Below are 17,548 nucleotides of genomic sequence, written 5' to 3'. Positions count from 1 at the left end.
CATGAGAACACTCGCGATGCGCGCCCGAGCCGGCGGTCCGAAGCGGACCACCGGGATCGTGGCCTCGGGCGCGGCCCTGGCGGTACTGACCGCGTGCTCCGGCACAGCAAGCGGTGACGACACCTACGTGCTGCACTACACGACCTACTCCAACGCGGCTTCGGACCAGTCGCGCACGGTGCAGCGGTGGGCCGACGAGGTCGAGGACCTCACCGACGGCGGTGTCACCGTTCGCCTCCACTATTCGGAGAGCCTCGTGGACGCCGACGAGTCGGCCCAGGCCACGTTGGACGGGCGCGCCGACCTCTCTCAGGTCGGATCCATCTACGCCGCCTCGGACCTGTCCATGTTCACGGTCGTCGAGCTGCCGTTCGAGACCGGGAACCCCGAGGTGCAGATGACCGCGATCGAGCGCCTGTACGAGGAGAACGAGACCTACCGCGAGGACTTCGACCGCCAGGGCGTCCGTCTTCTCTTCCCGCTCCCGCTCGGCACCGCCGCCGTCGGACTCCAGGAGGAGGCCCAAAGCCTGGACGACCTGAGCGGCCGAAGTATCCGTTCGGGCGGCCTGACCTCGGACGCCATGCTTGCGGCGGACGCCAACCCGGTCGGGATGACGGCCAACGACATCTACGAGTCGATGAGCCGCGGCGTCGTGGACGGCTACACCTCGCTGGCCCTGGCGAACCTGAGCACCTTCGGTCTGTCCGAGACCACACCGCACATCGTGGACCCCGGTATCGGGGCGTACTCGTCCTCGATCGTGGTCGTCAACGAGGACCTCTTCCAGTCCATGCCCGAGCAGTACCAGGAGGCGCTGCTGGATGCCTCCGGCAACGGGATCTCCAACGGACTGGAGGAGTTGGACGCGCTCGGGGAGACCGCCTGCCGTGAGCTGACCGAGTCCGGGGCGGAGTTCACCTCCTTCTCCGACGAGGAGGTCTCCGACTGGCAGGCGGAGGCCGCCATCGCCGAGGACTGGGTGGAGCGCTACGAGGAGCGCGGCTACGACGCCCGGTCCGTGCTCGAGGACTACCGGCGGATCATCGAGGAGGAGACCCCGGACTCCGATTACACCAGTCCGCTCGCCGCATGCATGGAAGGGCAGGGACAGTGAGTCGCATCAGTTTCCCGCGGTCGGCGAGGGGGATGTCGACCGTGTTCAACCTCAGTGCCGGGCTGCTTCTTCTCGCCCTGATGACCCTGACCGTCGTCGACGTGGCCGGTCGCAGCATGTTCGGCCGGTCGGTACTGGGAACGGTGGACATCTCCACCCTGCTCCTGGTCGCCATCGCCTTCCTCGGCCTGGCCTCCGCCGAGATCGACGGAAGGCACGTCTCGGTCACCCTTCTGGAAGCACGTTTCGGGTTCCGGACGCGGATGGTGCTCTCGGGCGTGAGAGCCGTCCTGTTGCTGGGCATCGGCGCCCTGCTCGTCTGGGGGCTCGGCGACGTCATGCTCGGTGCCCTCGAACGCGGAGAGACCACCAATGACATCCTCCGGTTGGCGACGTGGCCGGCCAAGCTCGTGCTCTTCGTCTCCTTCCTGCTGTTCTTCGTGATGGCCGTCTGGAAGGAAGTCCTCGAGTTCCGTGCGTTCCGCGCCGGCGAGGTGCCCGAGACCAATGAGGTGGAGGCGGCCGTCGAACAGGCCTACTCGGCCACACACACCACCCACGAACGAGACAGCGAGGTCGCCCCATGACCGCTGGGACACTCTTCATTGTCATCGCCGTCCTCGTCCTCTTCCTGGGCCTGCTCGCGATCCGCCTCCACGTCGGGTTCTCCCTCATGTTGGCGGGCATGGTCGGTATCGTCCTCATGCGCGGTACCGACGCGGCGGTCAGCACGGCGGCCAACCAGCCCTTCTCGACGGCGGCCGACTACTCGCTGACGATCATCCCGCTGTTCATCCTCATGGGTGTGTTCGCCGTGCGCGCCCAACTCGCCCAGGCGGGGTTCGACCTCGCCTCGCGGGTACTGCGCCGGTTCCCCGGGGGTGCAGCGGTCGCCTCGCTGTCCGGATCGGGCCTCTTCGCCGCGGTGACCGGGTCCAGCGTGGCGACCGTGGCCACCATGGCGCGGGTCTCCACCGACGCGATCGTCAAGGCCGGGCACGGGATCCGTCTCGCGGCCGGGGTCGTCTGCGCCGGCGGCACCCTCGGGGTGCTCATCCCGCCGTCCATCGTGCTCGTGCTGTACGGAGTCGTCACCGACGAAAGCATCGGGGAACTGCTCCTGGCGGGGCTCGGTCCCGGACTGCTGACGGTCCTCACCTATGCGGCCACCATCGTGCTGATGGTCCTGGCCCGGCGCAAGCGCAAGGCCCGCGCGGCCGTGCAGGAGGAGAAGGAACCGGCGACCGTCGGCGGGTCCTCCACGGCCGGCGGGTCCTCCACGGCCGACGGGACGCCCGCGACGGCGGACGAACAGACCCCGCAAGCCAAGCTGGACCTGAGCGGGGTCCTGCTCCTGGGCGTCATCTTCCTGGTCTCGATCGGTTCGATCTACCTCGGTCTGGCCACCGCCAACGAGGCGGCCTCCTTCGGTGCGATGGCGGCGTTCGTCATCCTGCTCATCCGTACCCGGCCGCCCCGCTGGCTGCGTGCGATCAAGGAGTCGGTCACCGAAGCCGTCGGTCTGACCGCCATGACGTTCCTCCTCATGTTCGGCGCCGGGGTCTTCACCTACTTCCTGGCCCTGTCCGGGGCGAGCACCGCGGTGGTGGACGCCGTCATCGCGGCCGACCTGGACCCCTACGTCGTCCTGGTGCTCTGCCTGCTGCTGTTGCTGCCGCTGGGCATGTTCCTCGACGGCATCTCGATGATCCTCGTCGCCGCGCCGCTGCTGCACCCGATCCTGGTCGGCTACGGCTTCGAGGGCATCTGGCTGGGTGTGCTCATCGTGAAGGTCGCCGAGATGGCGCTGATCACGCCGCCCGTCGGGATGAACGCGTTCGTCTACTCCGGATCGGTCCCGGAGGCCGGCCTGGGCCGCATCTTCCGCGGCATCGTGCCGTTCATCATCGCCGATCTCGTGGTCGTGGCCCTGCTCATCCTGGTGCCCGACATCGTCACCTTCATCCCCGAACTCTCCAGCGCGCAGTAGTCCGTCCCGCGCTGCCTTCCGAGAAAGGACAGTTGTGTTCACCATCAACGACATGCCGCGGCAGATCGACGACAGCATCGTCGCCGAACTCGGCCAGACCTGTGTCTCCACGCTCGGCCACCTGCGGGACCACGGCTTCGCCCTGGGACTGCGGCCGAACCGGCGCCCGCTCAAGTTCGTCGGCACGGCCGTCACCGTGCGGATCCCGCACCTGGACTCCACCGCGGTCCACATCGCCGTCGACATGCTGCGCCCCGGTGACGTCCTCGTCGTGGACCAGTCCGGTGACCAGCAGCGTTCGTGCTTCGGCGGCCTGGTCTCCTACACCGCCAAGGCCCGGGGCGCCGCCGGCGCGGTGATCGACGGGGCGGTCAACGACCACGACGAGACCCTCGCCTACGACTTCCCGGTGATCTCGCGCGGGTTCAGCCCGCTGACCACGCGCATCGGCGGGATCGAGGGCGCGATCAACGTGCCGGTCTCCGTCGCCGGCGCGGTCGTGCGCCCGGGTGACGTCGTCTTCGCCGACTCCGACGGTGCCGCCTTCCTCACACCCGAGGAGGCGGTGGGCCTGGGTGACCTGCTCAAGTCCAAGGAGGACGCCGAGATCCCGGCACGGGAGAAGATCTCCGCCGGCGGCTCCCTCGCCGAGTTCTCCGGGGCCGCCAAGCACCGCCCCTGATACGGGCTCGCGCGCATGAGCCCGCGCGGGCCCATGCCCGACCTTCTCCGGTCCGGGTCTGCCGGGGGCGGCCCGGACCGGAGGAGGTCGTTTCTGCCAGAGGCTTCAGCCCATGGTCTTCTGTCCGTCGAGCGTCTCGCGGATGATGTCGGCGTGCCCGCAGTGCTGGGAGGTCTCGCGGATCAGGTGCAACAGCACCTTGCGGGCGCTCCAGAACACCTCGCCCTCCAACCAGGGGGCCGGCGCGAGCTGGTGCTCGCGCTCGAGGCCGGGCAGGGCGCGCACGTACTCCTCGGTCTCACGCGCGGCCCGCTCGTAGTCGGCCAGCACGCTCTCCAGCGTCTCCTCACCCACGAGCCGGAAGGTACGAGCGTGGTGCTCGAGGGCTTCGGGGGAGGCCTGGTCCGCTTCGAGGTCCTCACCCCGTTCGATGAAGTCCATCCACCCCCGCTCCACAGAGGTGAGGTGCTTGACCAGACCGGCGAGGGTCAGCTCGCTCGCGGTCGTGCGGGTGGTGGCCTGCTCCTGGTCCAGCCCCTGGAGGGTGTGGAGCAGGAAGCGGCGCTGCTCGGCGAGCACCTCCAACACGGCCTCGCGCTCACGGTCGAGTGTGCTGGTGGTGTCGGTGGCTGACCGGCTCATGGGTGCTCCTGATAGTCGTACGTGATGGGCGGTACGGACGTTACGCCACACCGACGACATTTCCCCGAGCGCACCGGTCTCGGATGTGCGGATGAATGAGTATCAGCGTCCGTACACGTCGCCCCGGGCGCCGATCTTGATGACAACAATGGTGATTCGACCGTCGCCCACCGTGTATACGACACGAAGGTTGCCGACACGGATTCGGTACCCGTCTCTGGCTTCGAGCTTCTTGCACCCGTCAGGACGAGGGTCCTCGGCCAGTTCTCGGATTGCGGTGGCGACCCGTTTCCGTACCATCCCGTCGAGCTTCCGAAGTTCTTCGCGGGCAGAGGCCGTGACCTCGACGTGGTACTCGCTCACTCGTAGTCCTCGGGACGGAAAGTGACGGTCTCCTCGTCCGCCCGAGCTTCGACAGCTGCGCTGTCGGCGGCGTCTTCGAGCTCCTCGAGATCTTCGGCGGACACCAGCACCAGGCCTCGGGAGGCCAACGCCTCCGCCAGCTCGGACGCCATGTCGTCGGGCTCGATGGGCTCAGCGGTCATGGTCTTGTCGCTCCCTTCCACACACCACGGCGCAGCGCGTGCACCCTGGGGACAGTTCAGAGCGCTCGACGGCTCCCAGGGGAGCTGCGCCGAATGTTGTCCTCCGCTCGGGGCTCTGTGCCCCGGGCAACAGGAGAGTCCCCACAACGCCCCGGCGGTCGGGACTGTGGTCCCCGCCCTCCACACCGGTCCTCCGCGTGACGCACAATGAACCTGGTTTCGACCTCCCACCGCCCACCCGAGGGGAAGACCCATGCCTGTGCAGCGGAGGACCGATGTCCGGTACCGGGGCCTGACCGCCCGCGACCTCGCCCTCATCGCCGTTTTCGCCGCGCTCATCGCGGCCCTGAGCGTGTCCGTGGCGATCCCGATCCCGTTCTCGCCGGTCCCGATCACGCTCCAGACCCTCGGCGTCATGCTCGTTCCCGCCCTCATCGGCTGGAAGCGCGGAACCCTCGCGGTCGTGGTCCTCATCGTGCTCGGCCTGGCGGGCCTGCCCCTGTTCGCCGGCGGACGCGGCGGTCTCGCGGTGCTGGCCGGCCCCTCCGGCGGCATGGTCGTGGGGTGGATCTTCGGTGCCCTGGTCATCGGCGTGCTCACCGATCTCATGCTCCGCAGCGGCCGGTACCGTTTCTGGCGGGGCACGGCCGTCAACGTGCTCGGCGGCATGCTCGTCATCTACGCCGTCGGGGTCCCGTGGATGGCGGTCGTGCTCGGCGACGGCGTCCTGGCTTCCCTCCTGGCCGTCGCCGTCTACCTGCCGGGCGACCTCGCCAAGGCGGTCCTCACGGCCCTGATCGCCGCGACCGTTCACCGCGCCTACCCGATCCCGCCCGCCGGCCGGCCGCTCACGCCGTCCGTGGAGGAGGACCGCTCCTGATGCTGCGCCTGGAAGGGGTGAGCCACGCCTACGACGGCCGTCGGGTCCTGCACGGGATCGACCTCGAGCTGTCCGAGCACCGCATCGGGGTGATCGGCGCCAACGGTTCGGGCAAGTCCACGCTCGCCCGCACCCTCAACGGCCTCGTCCTGCCCGACGAGGGACGGGTGTGGCTGGGGGAGTGGAACACCCACCGCCATGCCCGGCGGATCCGCCGCCGGGTGGGGTTCGTCTTCTCCGACGCCGCCAACCAGATCATCATGCCCACGGTCGCCGAGGACGTGGAGGTCGGACTGCGTCCGCTGAAACCGGGCCGGGCCGAGACCGAGCGCCGCGTCGACCGGATCCTGCAACGCTACGGGCTCGCCGGCCACCGCGATCACCCCGCGCACCTGCTCTCGGGCGGCCAACGCCAGATGCTCGCGCTCGCCTCGGTCCTGGCCACCGAGCCCGAGGTACTGGTCTGCGACGAACCCACCACCCTGCTCGACCTGCGCAACAGCCGTATGGTGCACCGGGTCCTGGACACCCTGGACCAGCGTGTCGTCCTGTTCACCCACGACCTCGACCTGCTCGCCGGCTTCGACCGGGTCCTGGTCATGGACGGCGGCCGGGTGGTGCACGACGGTGCCCCGGCGGGGGCGATCGACTTCTACACCCGCCTCATGGACGCCGCGGCCGACGATCCGGCCGCCCCGGACCCACCGGACCTGCCCGGCGGCCGTACGTGAGCGCGGTCGGCCTCTACGTCCCCGGCGCGGGTCCCCTCCACCGGGTCCCGGCCGGGGCCAAACTCCTCACCCTGCTGCTCGTGGGCGTCGTCCTGATCGCCGCCGCCCACCTGTGGGTCTCGCTCGCCGCCCTGGTCCTGGCCCTGGTCCTCTACCCCGTGGCACGCCTGTCGTTGCGCCGCGCCTACCGGGTGGTGCGGGTGCTGTGGCCGTTCCTGCTGGGCATCGCCGTGTTCCAGGTCCTGGTGGGGGAGTGGACCGAGGCCGTACGCCTGGGCGCCCAGCTCGCCGCGCTCGTCCTGCTGGCCAACGCCGTCACGCTCACCACACGGGTGAGCGCGATGCTCGAGCTGTTCCAGCGCCTGGCCCGTCCCCTACGGCACGTGGGTGTTGACCCCGACCGGGTCGGACTGGTGCTCGCCCTCACCGTGCGCTCGATCCCGATGGTCGGTCAGGCCTGGCGGGCCGCCCGCGAGGGGTATCTGGCCCGCGGGCTCTCCGGACGACCCCACCTGATCGTGGTCCCGGTGATCGTGCAGTTGCTGCGGATGGCCGAGGCGACCGGTGAGGCGTTGGTGGCGCGCGGCATGGACGAGGGCGAACGGGAAACCTGAATCCTGTTGAAGCACGTGCTCTCGACCGGTCCGTGAGACGCGGTACCGATTCGGCATCGAGTGGGTGCCTTCCGTCCCTTTCGGGTGAATAATGGCGGCACAACACCTGCTCTCCCCGTCGATGAACCCGGTGATACCGTGCTTCGGCGTCCCCCCGCCATGCCCCGAGCCCGGACCAACACCGCCGTGGCATCCGTGACCGCTCTTGCCATGTTGGTCGCCCTGCCCGCTTCGGGCGCCCCCTCCCATCCCGATCCACGGATGGTCGAGGCCCTGGTCACCTGGGACGACGTCGCTCTCGAACCCTTCGACCCGGTCGCCGAGCCCTCCGGGCAGGTCCCGCTCGGGACCGAACGCCGCACCGAACTCACCGCCGAACTCGATGTCCTGGCCGAGAGCCACGATTTCGGCCTGGCGGTGCAGGACCTGCGCACCGGTGCGACCTTCAGCCACGGAGCCCACACCCGCTTCCCGGCCGCGAGCGTGGCCAAGCTGTCGGTTCTGGCCATGCTGGTGCGCACCGCCGAACAGGAGGGCCGTGACCTCACCGACGGCGAGCGCGCCCAGGCCGAGCAGATGATCCGTTACAGCGACAACGAGGTCACCGACGACCTCTACGACCGCATCGGCTTCACGGAGGGGTTCCAGGAGGGCGCCGAGGCGTTCGGCCTGCACGGCACCGAACCGCACCCGGGAGGGAGATGGGGTTCGACGACGACGACCGCCTCCGACCAGATCCGGCTCCTGCGCGCCCTCTACCTGGAGGAGGGGCCGCTGACCCGGGAGGGCCGTGCCGAGGTCCGGGGGTTCATGGAGTCGGTCGCACCCGAACAGGTGTGGGGCGTGGCCGCGGTTGCCGGGCCCGACGACACGGTCGGGCTCAAGAACGGGTGGACCCCCCGCGAGGACGACGGCGGCCTGTGGACGATCAACTCCGTGGGCTACGTCGCCGGGCAGGACCGCGAGTACCTCCTCGCGGTGCTCTCCGACGGCCTCTCCGATTACGGGAGCGGCATCGCGATGGTCGAGGACGTGGTCGTGCGCGTCACCGGCGCCATGGAGGAGGGCGCCGAGGCCGACGAGGCGCGCCCCGCCCGCTGAGCGGCGCGGGCGGGGGCGGGGCGGCCGAGTCTCAGACCCGGTGCCGCAGCACACTCACGGCGAAGCCGGCCCCTTCCGACCACGCCTTCAGGTCCCAGGTCGCGAAACGGTGCTCCACCCTCAGCCCGGCGGCGGCCACGTGCTGGTCGAACTGTTCGATCGTGAGCGTACGGTCGAGCCCGAAACCCACGACGACGAACCCGTCGGCCCGGACGTGGCGTGCCACCGAGGACAGCACGTCGGTCTCGGAGCCGGGCGCCACGAAGCACATCACGTTGCCGGCCAGGACCGCGGCGTCGAACGGTTCCCCGATCCCGTGCGCTGCCAGGTCCAGGTCGGCCAGATCGGCGACCGCGTAGGTCGGCCCGGGATGGTCCTGCTCGGCGGCCCCGATCAGCGCGGGGTCGACGTCGACCCCGACGGCCTGGTGGCCACGGCTGTGCAGCTCACCCGCGAGACGGCCGGGCCCGCATCCGGCGTCGAGCACCCGGGCCGCGCGGGGCAGCATCGCGTCCATCAGACGTGCTTCCCCGACCAGGTCGGCTCCTTCGGCCGCCATCGCGCGGAAGCGCTCGATGTACCACTGGGAATGGCCTTCTTCGGTCTCGGTGAACCACCGTGTCGTTCTACTCATGCACCGGAGGCTAGCCGCCGGCGTCCACGTTCACCGACGGGCGGGAGGAGGGCGTTGCTCCGACCGGCACCGGCCACCCCCGCTCCCGGAAATCACCGGAGACACATGCGGGGCCCGCCGCCGGGGTCGCGCTCCTCGAAGAGCTGGTCACGGAGGTCACCGAGGCCATCGAGGCGTCCGGGGAGCACGACGAGACCACGGTTCCACCCGCTGGCAGCTCACCGGGGCCGGACTGAGGCAGTCATTCCTCGCGGGAGGAGAGGATGCAGAACTCGTTTCCGTCGGGGTCGGCGAGCACGTCCCAGGGGTGCTCGCCGGTCTGGCCCACGTCCACCCGGGTGGCACCCATGGTGAGCAGGCGCTCGATCTCGGCGTCCCGGTCGTCGTCCACGTGCGGGGCGAAGTCCAGGTGCAGCCGGTTCTTGGCTCCCTTGTCGTGCTCGACCGGCACGAACACCAGCCCCGGCGGCACCTGGTGGAAGGGCAGCGTCGGGCCGAGCTCCCCGGCCCACGGCGGCACCAGGACAACCTCTTCCTCGGTGTCGAAACGGATGTCCCAACCGATGGCCCGGGACCACCAGGCACCGAGCGCCCGGTGGTCGCGTGCCTCGATCACGGTGGTGTACCAGCGAAGCGCCATGGACGGCTCCTCTCATCGCGGACGCTGACCTTATCTCCGGGCGCCGACAATCCACGTGAACGCCCGCTCCACCGGGGCTGCCTCACCGGTTCCGGTCGGTTCCCGCAGCTTTCCCGAACTCGAGCCCCGGCACCACTCACGGCGGTGCCCCCGCCGGAACACTCCGATGGGGGCACCGCGCACCGTTCGCCCAGGAACCCAGGAGCCCAGGCGCAGCCTTCAGTCCAGCGGACCACCCGCGACGTAGATGACCTGGCCGGACACGTACCCGGCGTCCTCACTGGTGAGGAAGGAGATCGTGTTGGCGATGTCCTCGGGCTGACCCGCGCGGCGGACGGGGATCTCCGCCTCCTTGAAGGACTTCATGTCGTCGAAGTTGACCCCGATGCGCTCGGCGGTGGCGCGCGTCATCGCGGTCTCGACGAAGCCGGGGGCGACGGCGTTGCAGGTCACGCCGAACTTGCCGAGCTCGACGGAGAGGGTCTTGGTGAAGCCCTGCAGGCCGGCCTTGGCGGTGGAGTAGTTGGCCTGGCCGCGGTTGCCCTGGGCGGAGGAGCTGGAGAGGTTGACGATGCGGCCCCACCCCTGCTCGGTCATGTGCGCCTGGGCGGCCTTGCTCATGAGGAACGCACCGCGCAGGTGCACGTTCATGACGGTGTCCCAGTCCTCCACCGACATCTTGAAGAGGAGGTTGTCCCGCAGGACCCCGGCGTTGTTGACCAGGATCGCGGGCGGGCCCAGGCGCTCGGCCACGGTCCCGACGGCGGTGTCGACCTGGTCGGGGTCGGAGACGTCGCAGCCCACGGCCAGGGCGGTGCCGCCCCCGGCCGTGATGCGGTCGACGACCTCCTGGGCTTCTGCTTCCTTCAGGTCCAGCACGGCGACGGCTCGGCCCTCACGTGCGAGACGCTCGGCGGTGGCGGCTCCGATCCCGCGGGCCGCTCCGGTCACGATCGCCACTCGAGGTGTTGCGGACATAACTGCGTGTACCTCCATCTTTCACGCGGTGGGCGCGGGGGGAATACTATCTCCATGCCTGTCGGTCGGTAAGCGACCGGGGTGCCTTTCCGGAGGGGGCGAGCGACGTGCCGGCAACTTTTTCGGACGCCGCGACCAGGGGTTCGTCAGCACACATGCGCCGGGTTCCCGGTTTCCCTGATCTTTGGCAGACCGTGGATTACGATTGCCTGTAAGAGTCAGGTGCACGTGCAAAAGACCCGTGCACGGGCACGCACCCGGAGAGGGGTGGAAGGTTATGGAGTGCGCGGAGGCGATCACCGACCCCGCTCGAGGGTGGTGGCTCAAGGTCCTCACGCACGGGTCCCGGCGCTGGAACACTCCCGTCTGCGGCGACACCCACGACGCCGTCACGTGGACCTTCGACCCGCGCCCCCATACGGTCGGTGTCGCTCGTGAGATTTCCGAGGTCCTTCTGCACGAATGGGGGATGCAGTACTTGTCGGGGGGCGTCATGCTCGTCGTTTCCGAATTGGTGACCAATGCCGTCCGCCATGGAGCACCCGAGGACTCGGCCTTGCCCCGCGGCCGGGATATTCAGCTCTCTCTCATGCGTAGCGGTCGAGAATTCATCTGTGCGGTTCGTGATGGATCTGATGCCTTGCCCCGTAGAAGGCAGACCGACCTCGCCCTGGAAGGCGGGCGAGGGCTTGCCTTGGTGAGCGCTTTCGCGCGAGAGTGGGGGGTGATTCCCACACAGCCCGGCGGAAAGTTCGTCTGGGCGCAATTCGTGTGAACCCTCGAGGGCGCGCACCCGCGGTGCGGCGCCCCGAGCACGGACCCCGGCCGGCGGTGAACCGGTCTCTCCCACAGGGGTCCGGCGAACGCGGTGGGCCGACCGGTCCGGGAGGAGGCGACCTCGGTCGGAGGGCTCGCTCCGTAATGGCCCTGTCGTGTATGTGTAGTCTCCCGTTGGCACCCCCGAACTCTCCCGAACTCGGATACTCTTGTGCAGCGGAATGACAGAGAGGCGGCGAACGTGGATATCGCTCGATTGCGTGCGGGGAGCGGCCCCACTGTGCGTCGCATGCTCCTCGGCCACGAGCTGCGTGAGTATCGTGAAGCGCGCGGTATCTCACGCGAGGACGCGGGTGAGCGCATTCGCGCCTCCGCATCGAAGATCAGCCGTATGGAACTGGGCCGCGTCGGTTTCAAAGTGCGCGATATCGAGGACCTCCTGAAGATGTACGGGGTCACAGACCGTGCACGGATGAAGGCTTACCTGCAGATCGCGAAGGAGTCCAACGAACCCGGGTGGTGGAAACGCTACGGCGACTCACTGCACAAGTGGTTCACGCGGTACGTGGGTTTCGAGGAGGCCGCCGACCACATCCGGGTCTACGAGTCCCAGTTCGTTCCGGGGCTGTTGCAGACCGAACCCTACGTGCGTGAGGTCATTTCCGCAGGTGGAGCCTCCGACGAGGTCACCGAGCAGCGCATCCAGGCCAGGCTCGAGAGACAGCAGCGCGTCGAGATCGACGAGAAGATGCGCATGTGGGTGATCCTCGACGAGGCCGCGGTCCGCCGTCCCGTCGGCGGACAGACCGAAGAGGGCCTGCGCATCATGAGCGGCCAGATCCGCCGCCTCATCGACCTGGCCGAGAACTACTCCAACATCACGATCCAGATCGTGCCCTTCTCCGCCGGCGTGCACGCCGCCGAGGCCGGTTCCTTCACGATCCTGCGGTACTCGGAGTTCGAGCTCTCCGACCTGGTCTACCTGGAGAACCTGACGGGCGCGGAGATCGTCGACCGCCGCCCGGTGGTGGAGGCCTACACCAAGGCCATGACGGGGTTGAGTGTGGCTGCCGCGACCCCTGAACAGACCTGGGAGATGCTCGAGCAGATCCTCGACGACCTGGAGAAGGGCCGCTCCTCCGGCTGAAGCCCTGCCCCTGCGTGCCCGAACGCCGGTTCTTCCGGGCGGCCGACGTGTGCCCCGGGGCCTCCCGTGGGGGCCGGTGCCGTGACCGGGAACCGGGCTGCATAGGGGGGCGGGGTCGCTTCCCGGCCGCGCGCCGGCCGGGAAGCGACCCCGCGAGTCCACCCGTGTTCTGAGGTCCGGGCCGAGCGTCAGCCGAGGAGGTTGTCGAAGTCCCCGTCCTTGGCGCCCAGGATCAGGCAGTCGATCTCTTCCTGCGTGTAGACCAGGGCCGGACCGGCCGGGAAACGGGAGTTGCGCACGGCGATGGACCCGTTTCCGAGCCGGGCCATCTCGACACAGGCGCCCTGGGAGTTGCTCCGGCGCGCCTTCTGCCAAGCGGCCCCGGACAGCTCGGTCGCGCTGATGCCGTTGTGTGCAGACATGCTTGCTCCTTCTCTCGAGGGGAAAGTCGCGTGCGAATGCACTGCCAGATGCACGTGCATGCGCACTGACATTTTCATAAGCATAGCGTGACCTCGGCCACTTGTCCGGGGGTTTCCAGGGATGTAAGCGCGATGTAATCACCGCTGACGGAAGAGCGCTCCGCGCGGTGCCCCGTGCGAGGGCGGGCGTAGCCACGGGTCGCGGGTGTGCGCCGCTCGAACGGCCGACGGGGGGGGGGGGGCGACCGCCCCCCCCCCCCCCCGCGGGTGCTCACCGGCTCCGGCTCAGTCGCACCCGAGCGCGCCGGTCAGCGTCTCGAGGTTGCCGCGCATGATCGAGGGGTAGTCGTCGCCGGGGGAGTCCTCGGTGACACCCTCCAGCGGGTCGAGCACCTCCACCTCGGCGCCGGTCTCCCCGGCGATGGTGTCGGTGGTCCCGGCCGGCATGAGGGGCTCGGTGAAGATCGTGTCGATGTCGCGCTCTTCCACGATGTCGGAGATCTCGGCGATCTGGGCGGGGGAGGGCTCGGTGTCGGGGTCGACGCCGCTCAGGCCCACCTGCTCGAGGCCGTGGGCCTCGGTGAGGTAGGTGAAGGCGGTGTGGCCGACCACGACGTCGCGCTGATCGCAGGAGGCCAGGTTCTGCTCGTACTCCTCGTCGATGGCGGTGAGCGTCTGCGAGGCCTGTTCGGCGTTGGCCTCGTAGCTGTCGGCGCCCTCGGGGTCGACCTCGCCCATGCGCTCGGCCAGTGCGGTCGCGACCTCGTCCATACGCTCGGTGTCGAGCCAGAAGTGCGGGTCGTCGGGGCCGTGGTCGTGGCCTTCGTCCCCGCTCTCGTCCCCGTGGTCGTGGCCTTCGTCCCCGTGGTCGTGCCCATGGTCGTGGTCGTCGCCGCCCTGGGTCTCCTCGGCGGGAAGCAGGTCGACGGTTTCACTCACGTCGAGTGCGTTGCCGGAGGCCTCCTGCTCCACGGCCTCGTCCACGGCCGGTTGGAGGCCGGGGACGTAGAAGGCGATGTCGGCCTGGCTGACCTCTCCGATCTGGCGTCCGGTCAGCTCCAGGTCGTGCGGTTCGGCGCCCGGCTCGGTGAGCTGGCTGACGGCGACGCGGTCGCCGCCGATCTCGGTGGCCAGCCATTCGAGGGGATAGACGCCGGTGACCAGGGTCAACTGCGCATCTTCGGCAGAGGTGCCGTTCGATCCGGTTTCCTGCCCGCCGCAGGCGGTGAGCATCATCAGTGTCGCGGCGCCGAGGGCAGCGGTCCGCACGGTGGTCCCTGTTCGCATCCCCCAATGATCAGGAAAATGAAAACGGTTGTCAATTTGTCCGACTCATCTTGGTTCTCAGGGGACCTCGGAGAAGCGTTCGACGTCCTTGGTCCGTCCTGCGACGACGATGAGGTCACCCGAGTCGAGCACGGTCTGTTGCGTGGCGTAGGTGAACGGATATCCCGAGTGCTTGACCGAGACCACGGTGACCCCGAACTCCTTTCGGATGCCTGACTCACTCAAGGAGACCCCCTGCAGGCGACGCGGCGTGGGTGTCTTGATGAGGGAGAAGCCCTCCTCGATCTCCACGTAGTCCAGGACGCGTCCCGACATGAGATGGGCGACGCGCTCGCCCATGTCGTGTTCCGGCAGGACCACACGGTGGGCTCCCACCTGTTCGAGGATGCGTCCGTGGCGGCGGCTGGTGGCCTTGGCCCAGATGAGGTCGATGCCCAGGTCGACGAGCAAGGACGTGGTGAGGATGCTCTCCTCCAGGTGGGTGCCGATCGCCACCACCGCCCGGGTGAACTGCTGCGCCCCGATCTGGCGGAGGGCCTCTTCGTCGGTGGCGTCGGCCACCACGGTGTGGGTGAGGGAGTCCGCGAAGTGCTGGACACGCCGCGAGCTGGTGTCCACGGCGAGCACCTCCCAGCCGTGGTTGACCAACTCCAGGGACATAGAGCTGCCGAAGCGGCCCAGGCCGATGACCAGGACGCCTCTGTCCTTGTCACGGCTCCTTCGGTGAGACATTGCGGTTTTCTCCTGTTTCTCCTGTCGAGGTGGAAAAGAACGGGCCCGGCAGGTCAGCCGACGATCGGCCGATCCTGAGCCAAGGCGTAGCGGCGTTTTCGGTCGCTCATGGCGAGCGCGGTGACGAAGGTGATGGGCCCGAGCCGTCCGGCGATCATGAGCACGATGATCATCACTTGGGCCCATGAGGGCAGCTCGGGCGTCAGGCCGGTGGAGAGGCCGACCACACCGACGGCCGAGGCCATCTCGAACAGAACGGGCAGGAGGTTGTACGTGGTGGTGGCCAACAGGAGCAGAGTGCAGAACGCGACCACCGTGGCCGACATGAAGATCAGACTCAACGAGTGCCGGATCACCGCAGAGGGAAGCTGGCGGTCGTAGACGTGCACCTGGTCGTGGGAGCGGACCTCGGCGAGGACCACACAGAAGATGATGGCGAGCGTGGTGACCTTGATACCGCCGGCCGTGCCCGCGCTGCCCCCTCCCACGAACATGAGCATGATCGTGAACAGAAGGGTGGAATCCTCCATCGCGCCCGTGTCCGTCACATTCAGCCCGCCGCTGCGGGGCATGACCCCGTGGAAGAAACCGTCGGTGATGCGGTTCCACCAGTGGAGTTGGCCGAGGGTCTGGGGATTGTTCCATTCCAGGACCGGGACGAGCAGGCACGCGCCGACCAGGAGTACGGCGGAGGTGGTCAGGGTGATCTTGGTGTGCAGGCTCCACGTCTTGGGGAGACGGAAACGCCGCCAGAGCTCGATGATGACCGGAAAGCCGATGCCGCCCAGAATCACGGCCAGCGCGATGGGAAAGAGGATCAGGGCATCGCCCGAGAAGCGGCTCATGCTGTCGTCGTACAGGGAGAGCCCGGCATTGTTGAAAGCGGAAACGGAGTGGAAGAGGCCGGTGTAGAGCGCCTCTCGTAATTCCATGTCGTAACCGAGCCACATCCGCGGAGTGATCAGGACGAAGGTGAGGCTCTGGACCACGACGAAGATGAAAGCCACCCGGCTGACCAGTCCGCGCACGTCACCGACCCAGAGACTCTTGGTCTCGGCCTGTACGTTGAGCTGCATCCTGAGGCCGAACCTGTGGACCACCGCTGTGCCGAGCAGCGCGGCCAAGGTCATGATGCCCATGCCGCCGATCTGCATGAGTACCATCACGAGGCCTTGACCGAAGTGCGTGAGGTCACTGCCGATGGAGATGATGCTGAGCCCGCACACGGCCAGTGCCGTGGTGGAGGTGAAGAGGGCCTCGACGAAGGTGAGGTTCTCCGAGCCCGCCGATGCGGCCGGTGTGAGCAGGAGCCCGGTTCCGAGGAGATCCACGGCCACGAACATCAGGAGGAAGACCCGCGCGGGCTGGAGCCCGCCTTTCCCCTCGTTCGGTAGGCGCCGAGGGAAAACGGAGGGGCTCGGCCGCTCGGCCCTGGGGCGCCCGAACAAGCGGCGCAAGAGCGTGTTCGGGGCGAGCGCCGGCTCGCGGGTCACGTTCGTGCCCTGGAATACGCGGGTGTCACCTTTACCTCCTCATCGGTGTGGCCCGGAGGAATTCTGCCAGAGCTGCGCTGCTCAGCGGACCACGAACGACCGTTCCGCCCGTGCCGGCCCGGGCCCGCCACCCCTGGCCGGAGTGTCAGGGGTGGCGGGCGCCCTCGTGGTCGAAGTGGCCCGGCGGTTCGAGCTGGAGGGTGGAGTGCTCGACGTCGAAGTGCCCCGACAGACAGGCGTGGAGCTGGTCGAGCATGCGCCCGGTGTCGGCCAGATCCTCCTCGCGCACCACCACGTGCGCCGACATGACCGGGACACCGGAGGTGATGGTCCAGGCATGCAGGTCGTGCACGTCCACGACCGAGGGGTGACCCAGCATGTGTTCACGGACCTCGGCCAGATCCATGTCCTTGGGCGTGGCCTCCAACAGCACGTGCACGGCATCGCGCAGCAGCGACCAGGCGCGCGGCACGATGATCGCGGCGATGAGCAGGGACACGGCGGTGTCGACCCAGCTCCAGCCGCTCAGCCACACGATCGCGCCGCCGACGATGACCCCGGCCGAGGCCAGGGCGTCGCCCATGACCTCCAAGTAGGCGCCCTTGACGTTGAGGCTCTCCTTGGCCCCGGAACGCAGTACGAACAGGGCGGCGACGTTGAGGACGAGGCCGAAGGCGGCCACCGCCATCATGCCGGGACCTGAGACCTGTGCCGGTTCCTGGAGGCGGTTGAGGGCCTCGTAGGCGATGAACCCGAACAGCGCGAACAGCATGAGCGCGTTGGCGGCGGCGGCGAGGACCTCGGCGCGCTGGTAGCCGAAGGTACGCCGGTCGGTCGCGGGTTTGGCGGCGATCCAGACCGCGACGAGGGCGAGCCCGACCCCGAGGGAGTCGGTGACGGTGTGTCCGGCGTCGGCGAGCAGGGCCAGGCTTCCGCTGTAGGCGGCGCCGATGACCTGCACGACCGCGACGGTGAGCATCATCCCCAGAACGATCGCCAGGCGGCCGCGGTTGGCGGCCCCGGCGGTCACGTGTCCGTGATCGTGCCCTGCACCCATGTGTGTACCTTTCTCAGGAACAGTTCAGCCGCCACTGTTTATACAGCCTCAGCTGTCTATACACCAAACTTTGTACAAT

Annotated in this window: 21 protein-coding genes; 10 read left to right on the top strand and 11 right to left on the bottom strand. The window is 68.6% G+C overall.

Going from position 1 to position 17,548, the window contains the following annotated elements; all coding sequences use genetic code 11:
* Position 1: 1 nt before the first annotated feature.
* From D473_RS0113650 to D473_RS0113635, 4 genes are read left to right on the top strand one after another with little or no spacing between them, the layout of a single operon-like run.
* Entirely contained in the window at positions 2–1,117 is a 1,116-nt protein-coding gene (locus D473_RS0113650) for a C4-dicarboxylate TRAP transporter substrate-binding protein (RefSeq protein ID WP_051043065.1), read from the top strand.
* Positions 1,118–1,149: 32 nt separating this feature from the next.
* Complete coding sequence (locus D473_RS0113645) at positions 1,150–1,704, top strand: TRAP transporter small permease subunit (RefSeq protein WP_017609623.1); 555 nt, start codon at positions 1,150–1,152, stop codon at positions 1,702–1,704.
* Positions 1,701–3,107 (top strand): TRAP transporter large permease, encoded by a 1,407-nt coding sequence (locus D473_RS0113640; protein WP_017609622.1) that lies wholly within the window; start codon positions 1,701–1,703, stop codon positions 3,105–3,107. Before D473_RS0113645 ends, D473_RS0113640 begins: the two co-directional genes overlap by 4 nt.
* Positions 3,108–3,141: 34 nt before the next feature.
* Positions 3,142–3,789, top strand: coding sequence for an RraA family protein (locus D473_RS0113635; RefSeq protein WP_017609621.1), 648 nt, complete (start codon positions 3,142–3,144; stop codon positions 3,787–3,789).
* A 105-nt stretch (positions 3,790–3,894) separates the two neighbouring features.
* Here the strand turns inward: D473_RS0113635 and D473_RS0113630 are convergent, their stop codons facing one another.
* The 3 genes from D473_RS0113630 to D473_RS0113620 all read right to left on the bottom strand — a co-directional run bounded on the left by D473_RS0113630 (position 3,895) and on the right by D473_RS0113620 (position 4,976).
* Positions 3,895–4,431 (bottom strand): DinB family protein, encoded by a 537-nt coding sequence (locus tag D473_RS0113630; RefSeq protein WP_017609620.1) that lies wholly within the window; start codon positions 4,429–4,431, stop codon positions 3,895–3,897.
* Positions 4,432–4,533: 102 nt separating this feature from the next.
* Positions 4,534–4,794, bottom strand: a complete 261-nt coding sequence (locus D473_RS0113625) for a type II toxin-antitoxin system RelE family toxin (RefSeq protein ID WP_017609619.1) — start codon at positions 4,792–4,794, stop codon at positions 4,534–4,536.
* Entirely contained in the window at positions 4,791–4,976 is a 186-nt protein-coding gene (locus D473_RS0113620) for a hypothetical protein (RefSeq protein WP_017609618.1), read from the bottom strand. The genes D473_RS0113625 and D473_RS0113620 overlap by 4 nt, the downstream gene beginning before the upstream one ends.
* A 253-nt stretch (positions 4,977–5,229) precedes the next feature.
* Between D473_RS0113620 and D473_RS0113615 the strand changes: the two genes are divergently transcribed.
* The 4 genes from D473_RS0113615 (at position 5,230) to D473_RS0113600 (ending at position 8,302) form a co-directional block, all read left to right on the top strand.
* Positions 5,230–5,856, top strand: a complete 627-nt coding sequence (locus D473_RS0113615; RefSeq protein WP_017609617.1) for a biotin transporter BioY — start codon at positions 5,230–5,232, stop codon at positions 5,854–5,856.
* A complete protein-coding gene (locus tag D473_RS0113610; protein WP_017609616.1) occupies positions 5,856–6,587 on the top strand; it encodes an energy-coupling factor ABC transporter ATP-binding protein in 732 nt (243 codons plus the stop codon). Before D473_RS0113615 ends, D473_RS0113610 begins: the two co-directional genes overlap by 1 nt.
* On the top strand, positions 6,584–7,201 hold the full coding sequence (locus D473_RS0113605) for an energy-coupling factor transporter transmembrane component T family protein (protein ID WP_017609615.1): 618 nt from the start codon (positions 6,584–6,586) through the stop codon (positions 7,199–7,201). Before D473_RS0113610 ends, D473_RS0113605 begins: the two co-directional genes overlap by 4 nt.
* A gap of 159 nt (positions 7,202–7,360) precedes the next feature.
* Positions 7,361–8,302: a serine hydrolase gene (locus D473_RS0113600; RefSeq protein ID WP_026126923.1), complete on the top strand. Its 942-nt coding sequence runs from the start codon at positions 7,361–7,363 to the stop codon at positions 8,300–8,302.
* A 31-nt stretch (positions 8,303–8,333) separates the two neighbouring features.
* On the opposite strand, the gene D473_RS0113595 is transcribed toward D473_RS0113600, so the two are convergent.
* From D473_RS0113595 to D473_RS0113580, 3 genes are all read right to left on the bottom strand, one after another.
* Entirely contained in the window at positions 8,334–8,936 is a 603-nt protein-coding gene (locus D473_RS0113595; RefSeq protein ID WP_017609613.1) for a class I SAM-dependent methyltransferase, read from the bottom strand.
* A gap of 241 nt (positions 8,937–9,177) precedes the next feature.
* Positions 9,178–9,576, bottom strand: coding sequence for a VOC family protein (locus tag D473_RS0113585; protein ID WP_017609612.1), 399 nt, complete (start codon positions 9,574–9,576; stop codon positions 9,178–9,180).
* Positions 9,577–9,795: 219 nt separating this feature from the next.
* Entirely contained in the window at positions 9,796–10,554 is a 759-nt protein-coding gene (locus tag D473_RS0113580) for an SDR family oxidoreductase (RefSeq protein ID WP_026126922.1), read from the bottom strand.
* A gap of 277 nt (positions 10,555–10,831) precedes the next feature.
* Here D473_RS0113580 and D473_RS28440 point away from each other — a divergent pair, with 277 nt between their 5' ends.
* Both D473_RS28440 and D473_RS0113570 read left to right on the top strand, forming a co-directional pair.
* The gene (locus D473_RS28440) at positions 10,832–11,329 is read left to right on the top strand and encodes an ATP-binding protein (RefSeq protein ID WP_017609610.1); all 498 of its coding nucleotides are present in this window, start codon (positions 10,832–10,834) and stop codon (positions 11,327–11,329) included.
* 291 nt (positions 11,330–11,620) lie between these two features.
* Positions 11,621–12,478 (top strand): helix-turn-helix domain-containing protein, encoded by an 858-nt coding sequence (locus D473_RS0113570; RefSeq protein ID WP_017609609.1) that lies wholly within the window; start codon positions 11,621–11,623, stop codon positions 12,476–12,478.
* A 188-nt stretch (positions 12,479–12,666) separates the two neighbouring features.
* Here D473_RS0113570 and D473_RS0113565 read toward each other — a convergent pair whose 3' ends face one another.
* The 5 genes from D473_RS0113565 to D473_RS0113545 all read right to left on the bottom strand — a co-directional run bounded on the left by D473_RS0113565 (position 12,667) and on the right by D473_RS0113545 (position 17,469).
* Complete coding sequence (locus D473_RS0113565; protein WP_017609608.1) at positions 12,667–12,900, bottom strand: DUF397 domain-containing protein; 234 nt, start codon at positions 12,898–12,900, stop codon at positions 12,667–12,669.
* A gap of 285 nt (positions 12,901–13,185) precedes the next feature.
* On the bottom strand, positions 13,186–14,187 hold the full coding sequence (locus tag D473_RS0113560) for a metal ABC transporter substrate-binding protein (protein WP_026126921.1): 1,002 nt from the start codon (positions 14,185–14,187) through the stop codon (positions 13,186–13,188).
* 57 nt (positions 14,188–14,244) lie between these two features.
* The gene (locus D473_RS0113555; protein WP_017609606.1) at positions 14,245–14,919 is read right to left on the bottom strand and encodes a potassium channel family protein; all 675 of its coding nucleotides are present in this window, start codon (positions 14,917–14,919) and stop codon (positions 14,245–14,247) included.
* A gap of 53 nt (positions 14,920–14,972) precedes the next feature.
* Complete coding sequence (locus D473_RS0113550) at positions 14,973–16,262, bottom strand: TrkH family potassium uptake protein (RefSeq protein ID WP_017609605.1); 1,290 nt, start codon at positions 16,260–16,262, stop codon at positions 14,973–14,975.
* A gap of 295 nt (positions 16,263–16,557) precedes the next feature.
* On the bottom strand, positions 16,558–17,469 hold the full coding sequence (locus D473_RS0113545; protein WP_017609604.1) for a cation diffusion facilitator family transporter: 912 nt from the start codon (positions 17,467–17,469) through the stop codon (positions 16,558–16,560).
* Positions 17,470–17,548: the final 79 nt, after the last annotated feature.

The sequence above is a fragment of the Nocardiopsis xinjiangensis YIM 90004 genome, from assembly GCF_000341145.1.
Taxonomy (GTDB): Bacteria; Actinomycetota; Actinomycetes; order Streptosporangiales; family Streptosporangiaceae; genus Nocardiopsis; species Nocardiopsis xinjiangensis.
Note: the sequence above shows the minus strand (reverse complement) of the source record. Positions and strands in the feature narration are given on the sequence as shown.

What these genes read in the sequence shown, in the direction of transcription:
- D473_RS0113560 (WP_026126921.1), bottom strand. Translation starts at nt 14,187, where the DNA reads ATGCGAACAGGGACCACCGTGCGGACCGCTGCCCTCGGCGCCGCGACA.
- D473_RS0113550 (WP_017609605.1), bottom strand. Translation starts at nt 16,262, where the DNA reads ATGTTCGTGGCCGTGGATCTCCTCGGAACCGGGCTCCTGCTCACACCG.
- D473_RS0113645 (WP_017609623.1), top strand. Translation starts at nt 1,150, where the DNA reads ATGTCGACCGTGTTCAACCTCAGTGCCGGGCTGCTTCTTCTCGCCCTG.
- D473_RS0113615 (WP_017609617.1), top strand. Translation starts at nt 5,230, where the DNA reads ATGCCTGTGCAGCGGAGGACCGATGTCCGGTACCGGGGCCTGACCGCC.
- D473_RS0113610 (WP_017609616.1), top strand. Translation starts at nt 5,856, where the DNA reads ATGCTGCGCCTGGAAGGGGTGAGCCACGCCTACGACGGCCGTCGGGTC.
- D473_RS0113595 (WP_017609613.1), bottom strand. Translation starts at nt 8,936, where the DNA reads ATGAGTAGAACGACACGGTGGTTCACCGAGACCGAAGAAGGCCATTCC.
- D473_RS28440 (WP_017609610.1), top strand. Translation starts at nt 10,832, where the DNA reads ATGGAGTGCGCGGAGGCGATCACCGACCCCGCTCGAGGGTGGTGGCTC.
- D473_RS0113640 (WP_017609622.1), top strand. Translation starts at nt 1,701, where the DNA reads ATGACCGCTGGGACACTCTTCATTGTCATCGCCGTCCTCGTCCTCTTC.
- D473_RS0113570 (WP_017609609.1), top strand. Translation starts at nt 11,621, where the DNA reads ATGCTCCTCGGCCACGAGCTGCGTGAGTATCGTGAAGCGCGCGGTATC.
- D473_RS0113650 (WP_051043065.1), top strand. Translation starts at nt 2, where the DNA reads ATGAGAACACTCGCGATGCGCGCCCGAGCCGGCGGTCCGAAGCGGACC.
- D473_RS0113545 (WP_017609604.1), bottom strand. Translation starts at nt 17,469, where the DNA reads ATGGGTGCAGGGCACGATCACGGACACGTGACCGCCGGGGCCGCCAAC.
- D473_RS0113630 (WP_017609620.1), bottom strand. Translation starts at nt 4,431, where the DNA reads ATGAGCCGGTCAGCCACCGACACCACCAGCACACTCGACCGTGAGCGC.
- D473_RS0113555 (WP_017609606.1), bottom strand. Translation starts at nt 14,919, where the DNA reads ATGTCTCACCGAAGGAGCCGTGACAAGGACAGAGGCGTCCTGGTCATC.
- D473_RS0113565 (WP_017609608.1), bottom strand. Translation starts at nt 12,900, where the DNA reads ATGTCTGCACACAACGGCATCAGCGCGACCGAGCTGTCCGGGGCCGCT.
- D473_RS0113585 (WP_017609612.1), bottom strand. Translation starts at nt 9,576, where the DNA reads ATGGCGCTTCGCTGGTACACCACCGTGATCGAGGCACGCGACCACCGG.
- D473_RS0113620 (WP_017609618.1), bottom strand. Translation starts at nt 4,976, where the DNA reads ATGACCGCTGAGCCCATCGAGCCCGACGACATGGCGTCCGAGCTGGCG.
- D473_RS0113600 (WP_026126923.1), top strand. Translation starts at nt 7,361, where the DNA reads ATGCCCCGAGCCCGGACCAACACCGCCGTGGCATCCGTGACCGCTCTT.
- D473_RS0113580 (WP_026126922.1), bottom strand. Translation starts at nt 10,554, where the DNA reads ATGTCCGCAACACCTCGAGTGGCGATCGTGACCGGAGCGGCCCGCGGG.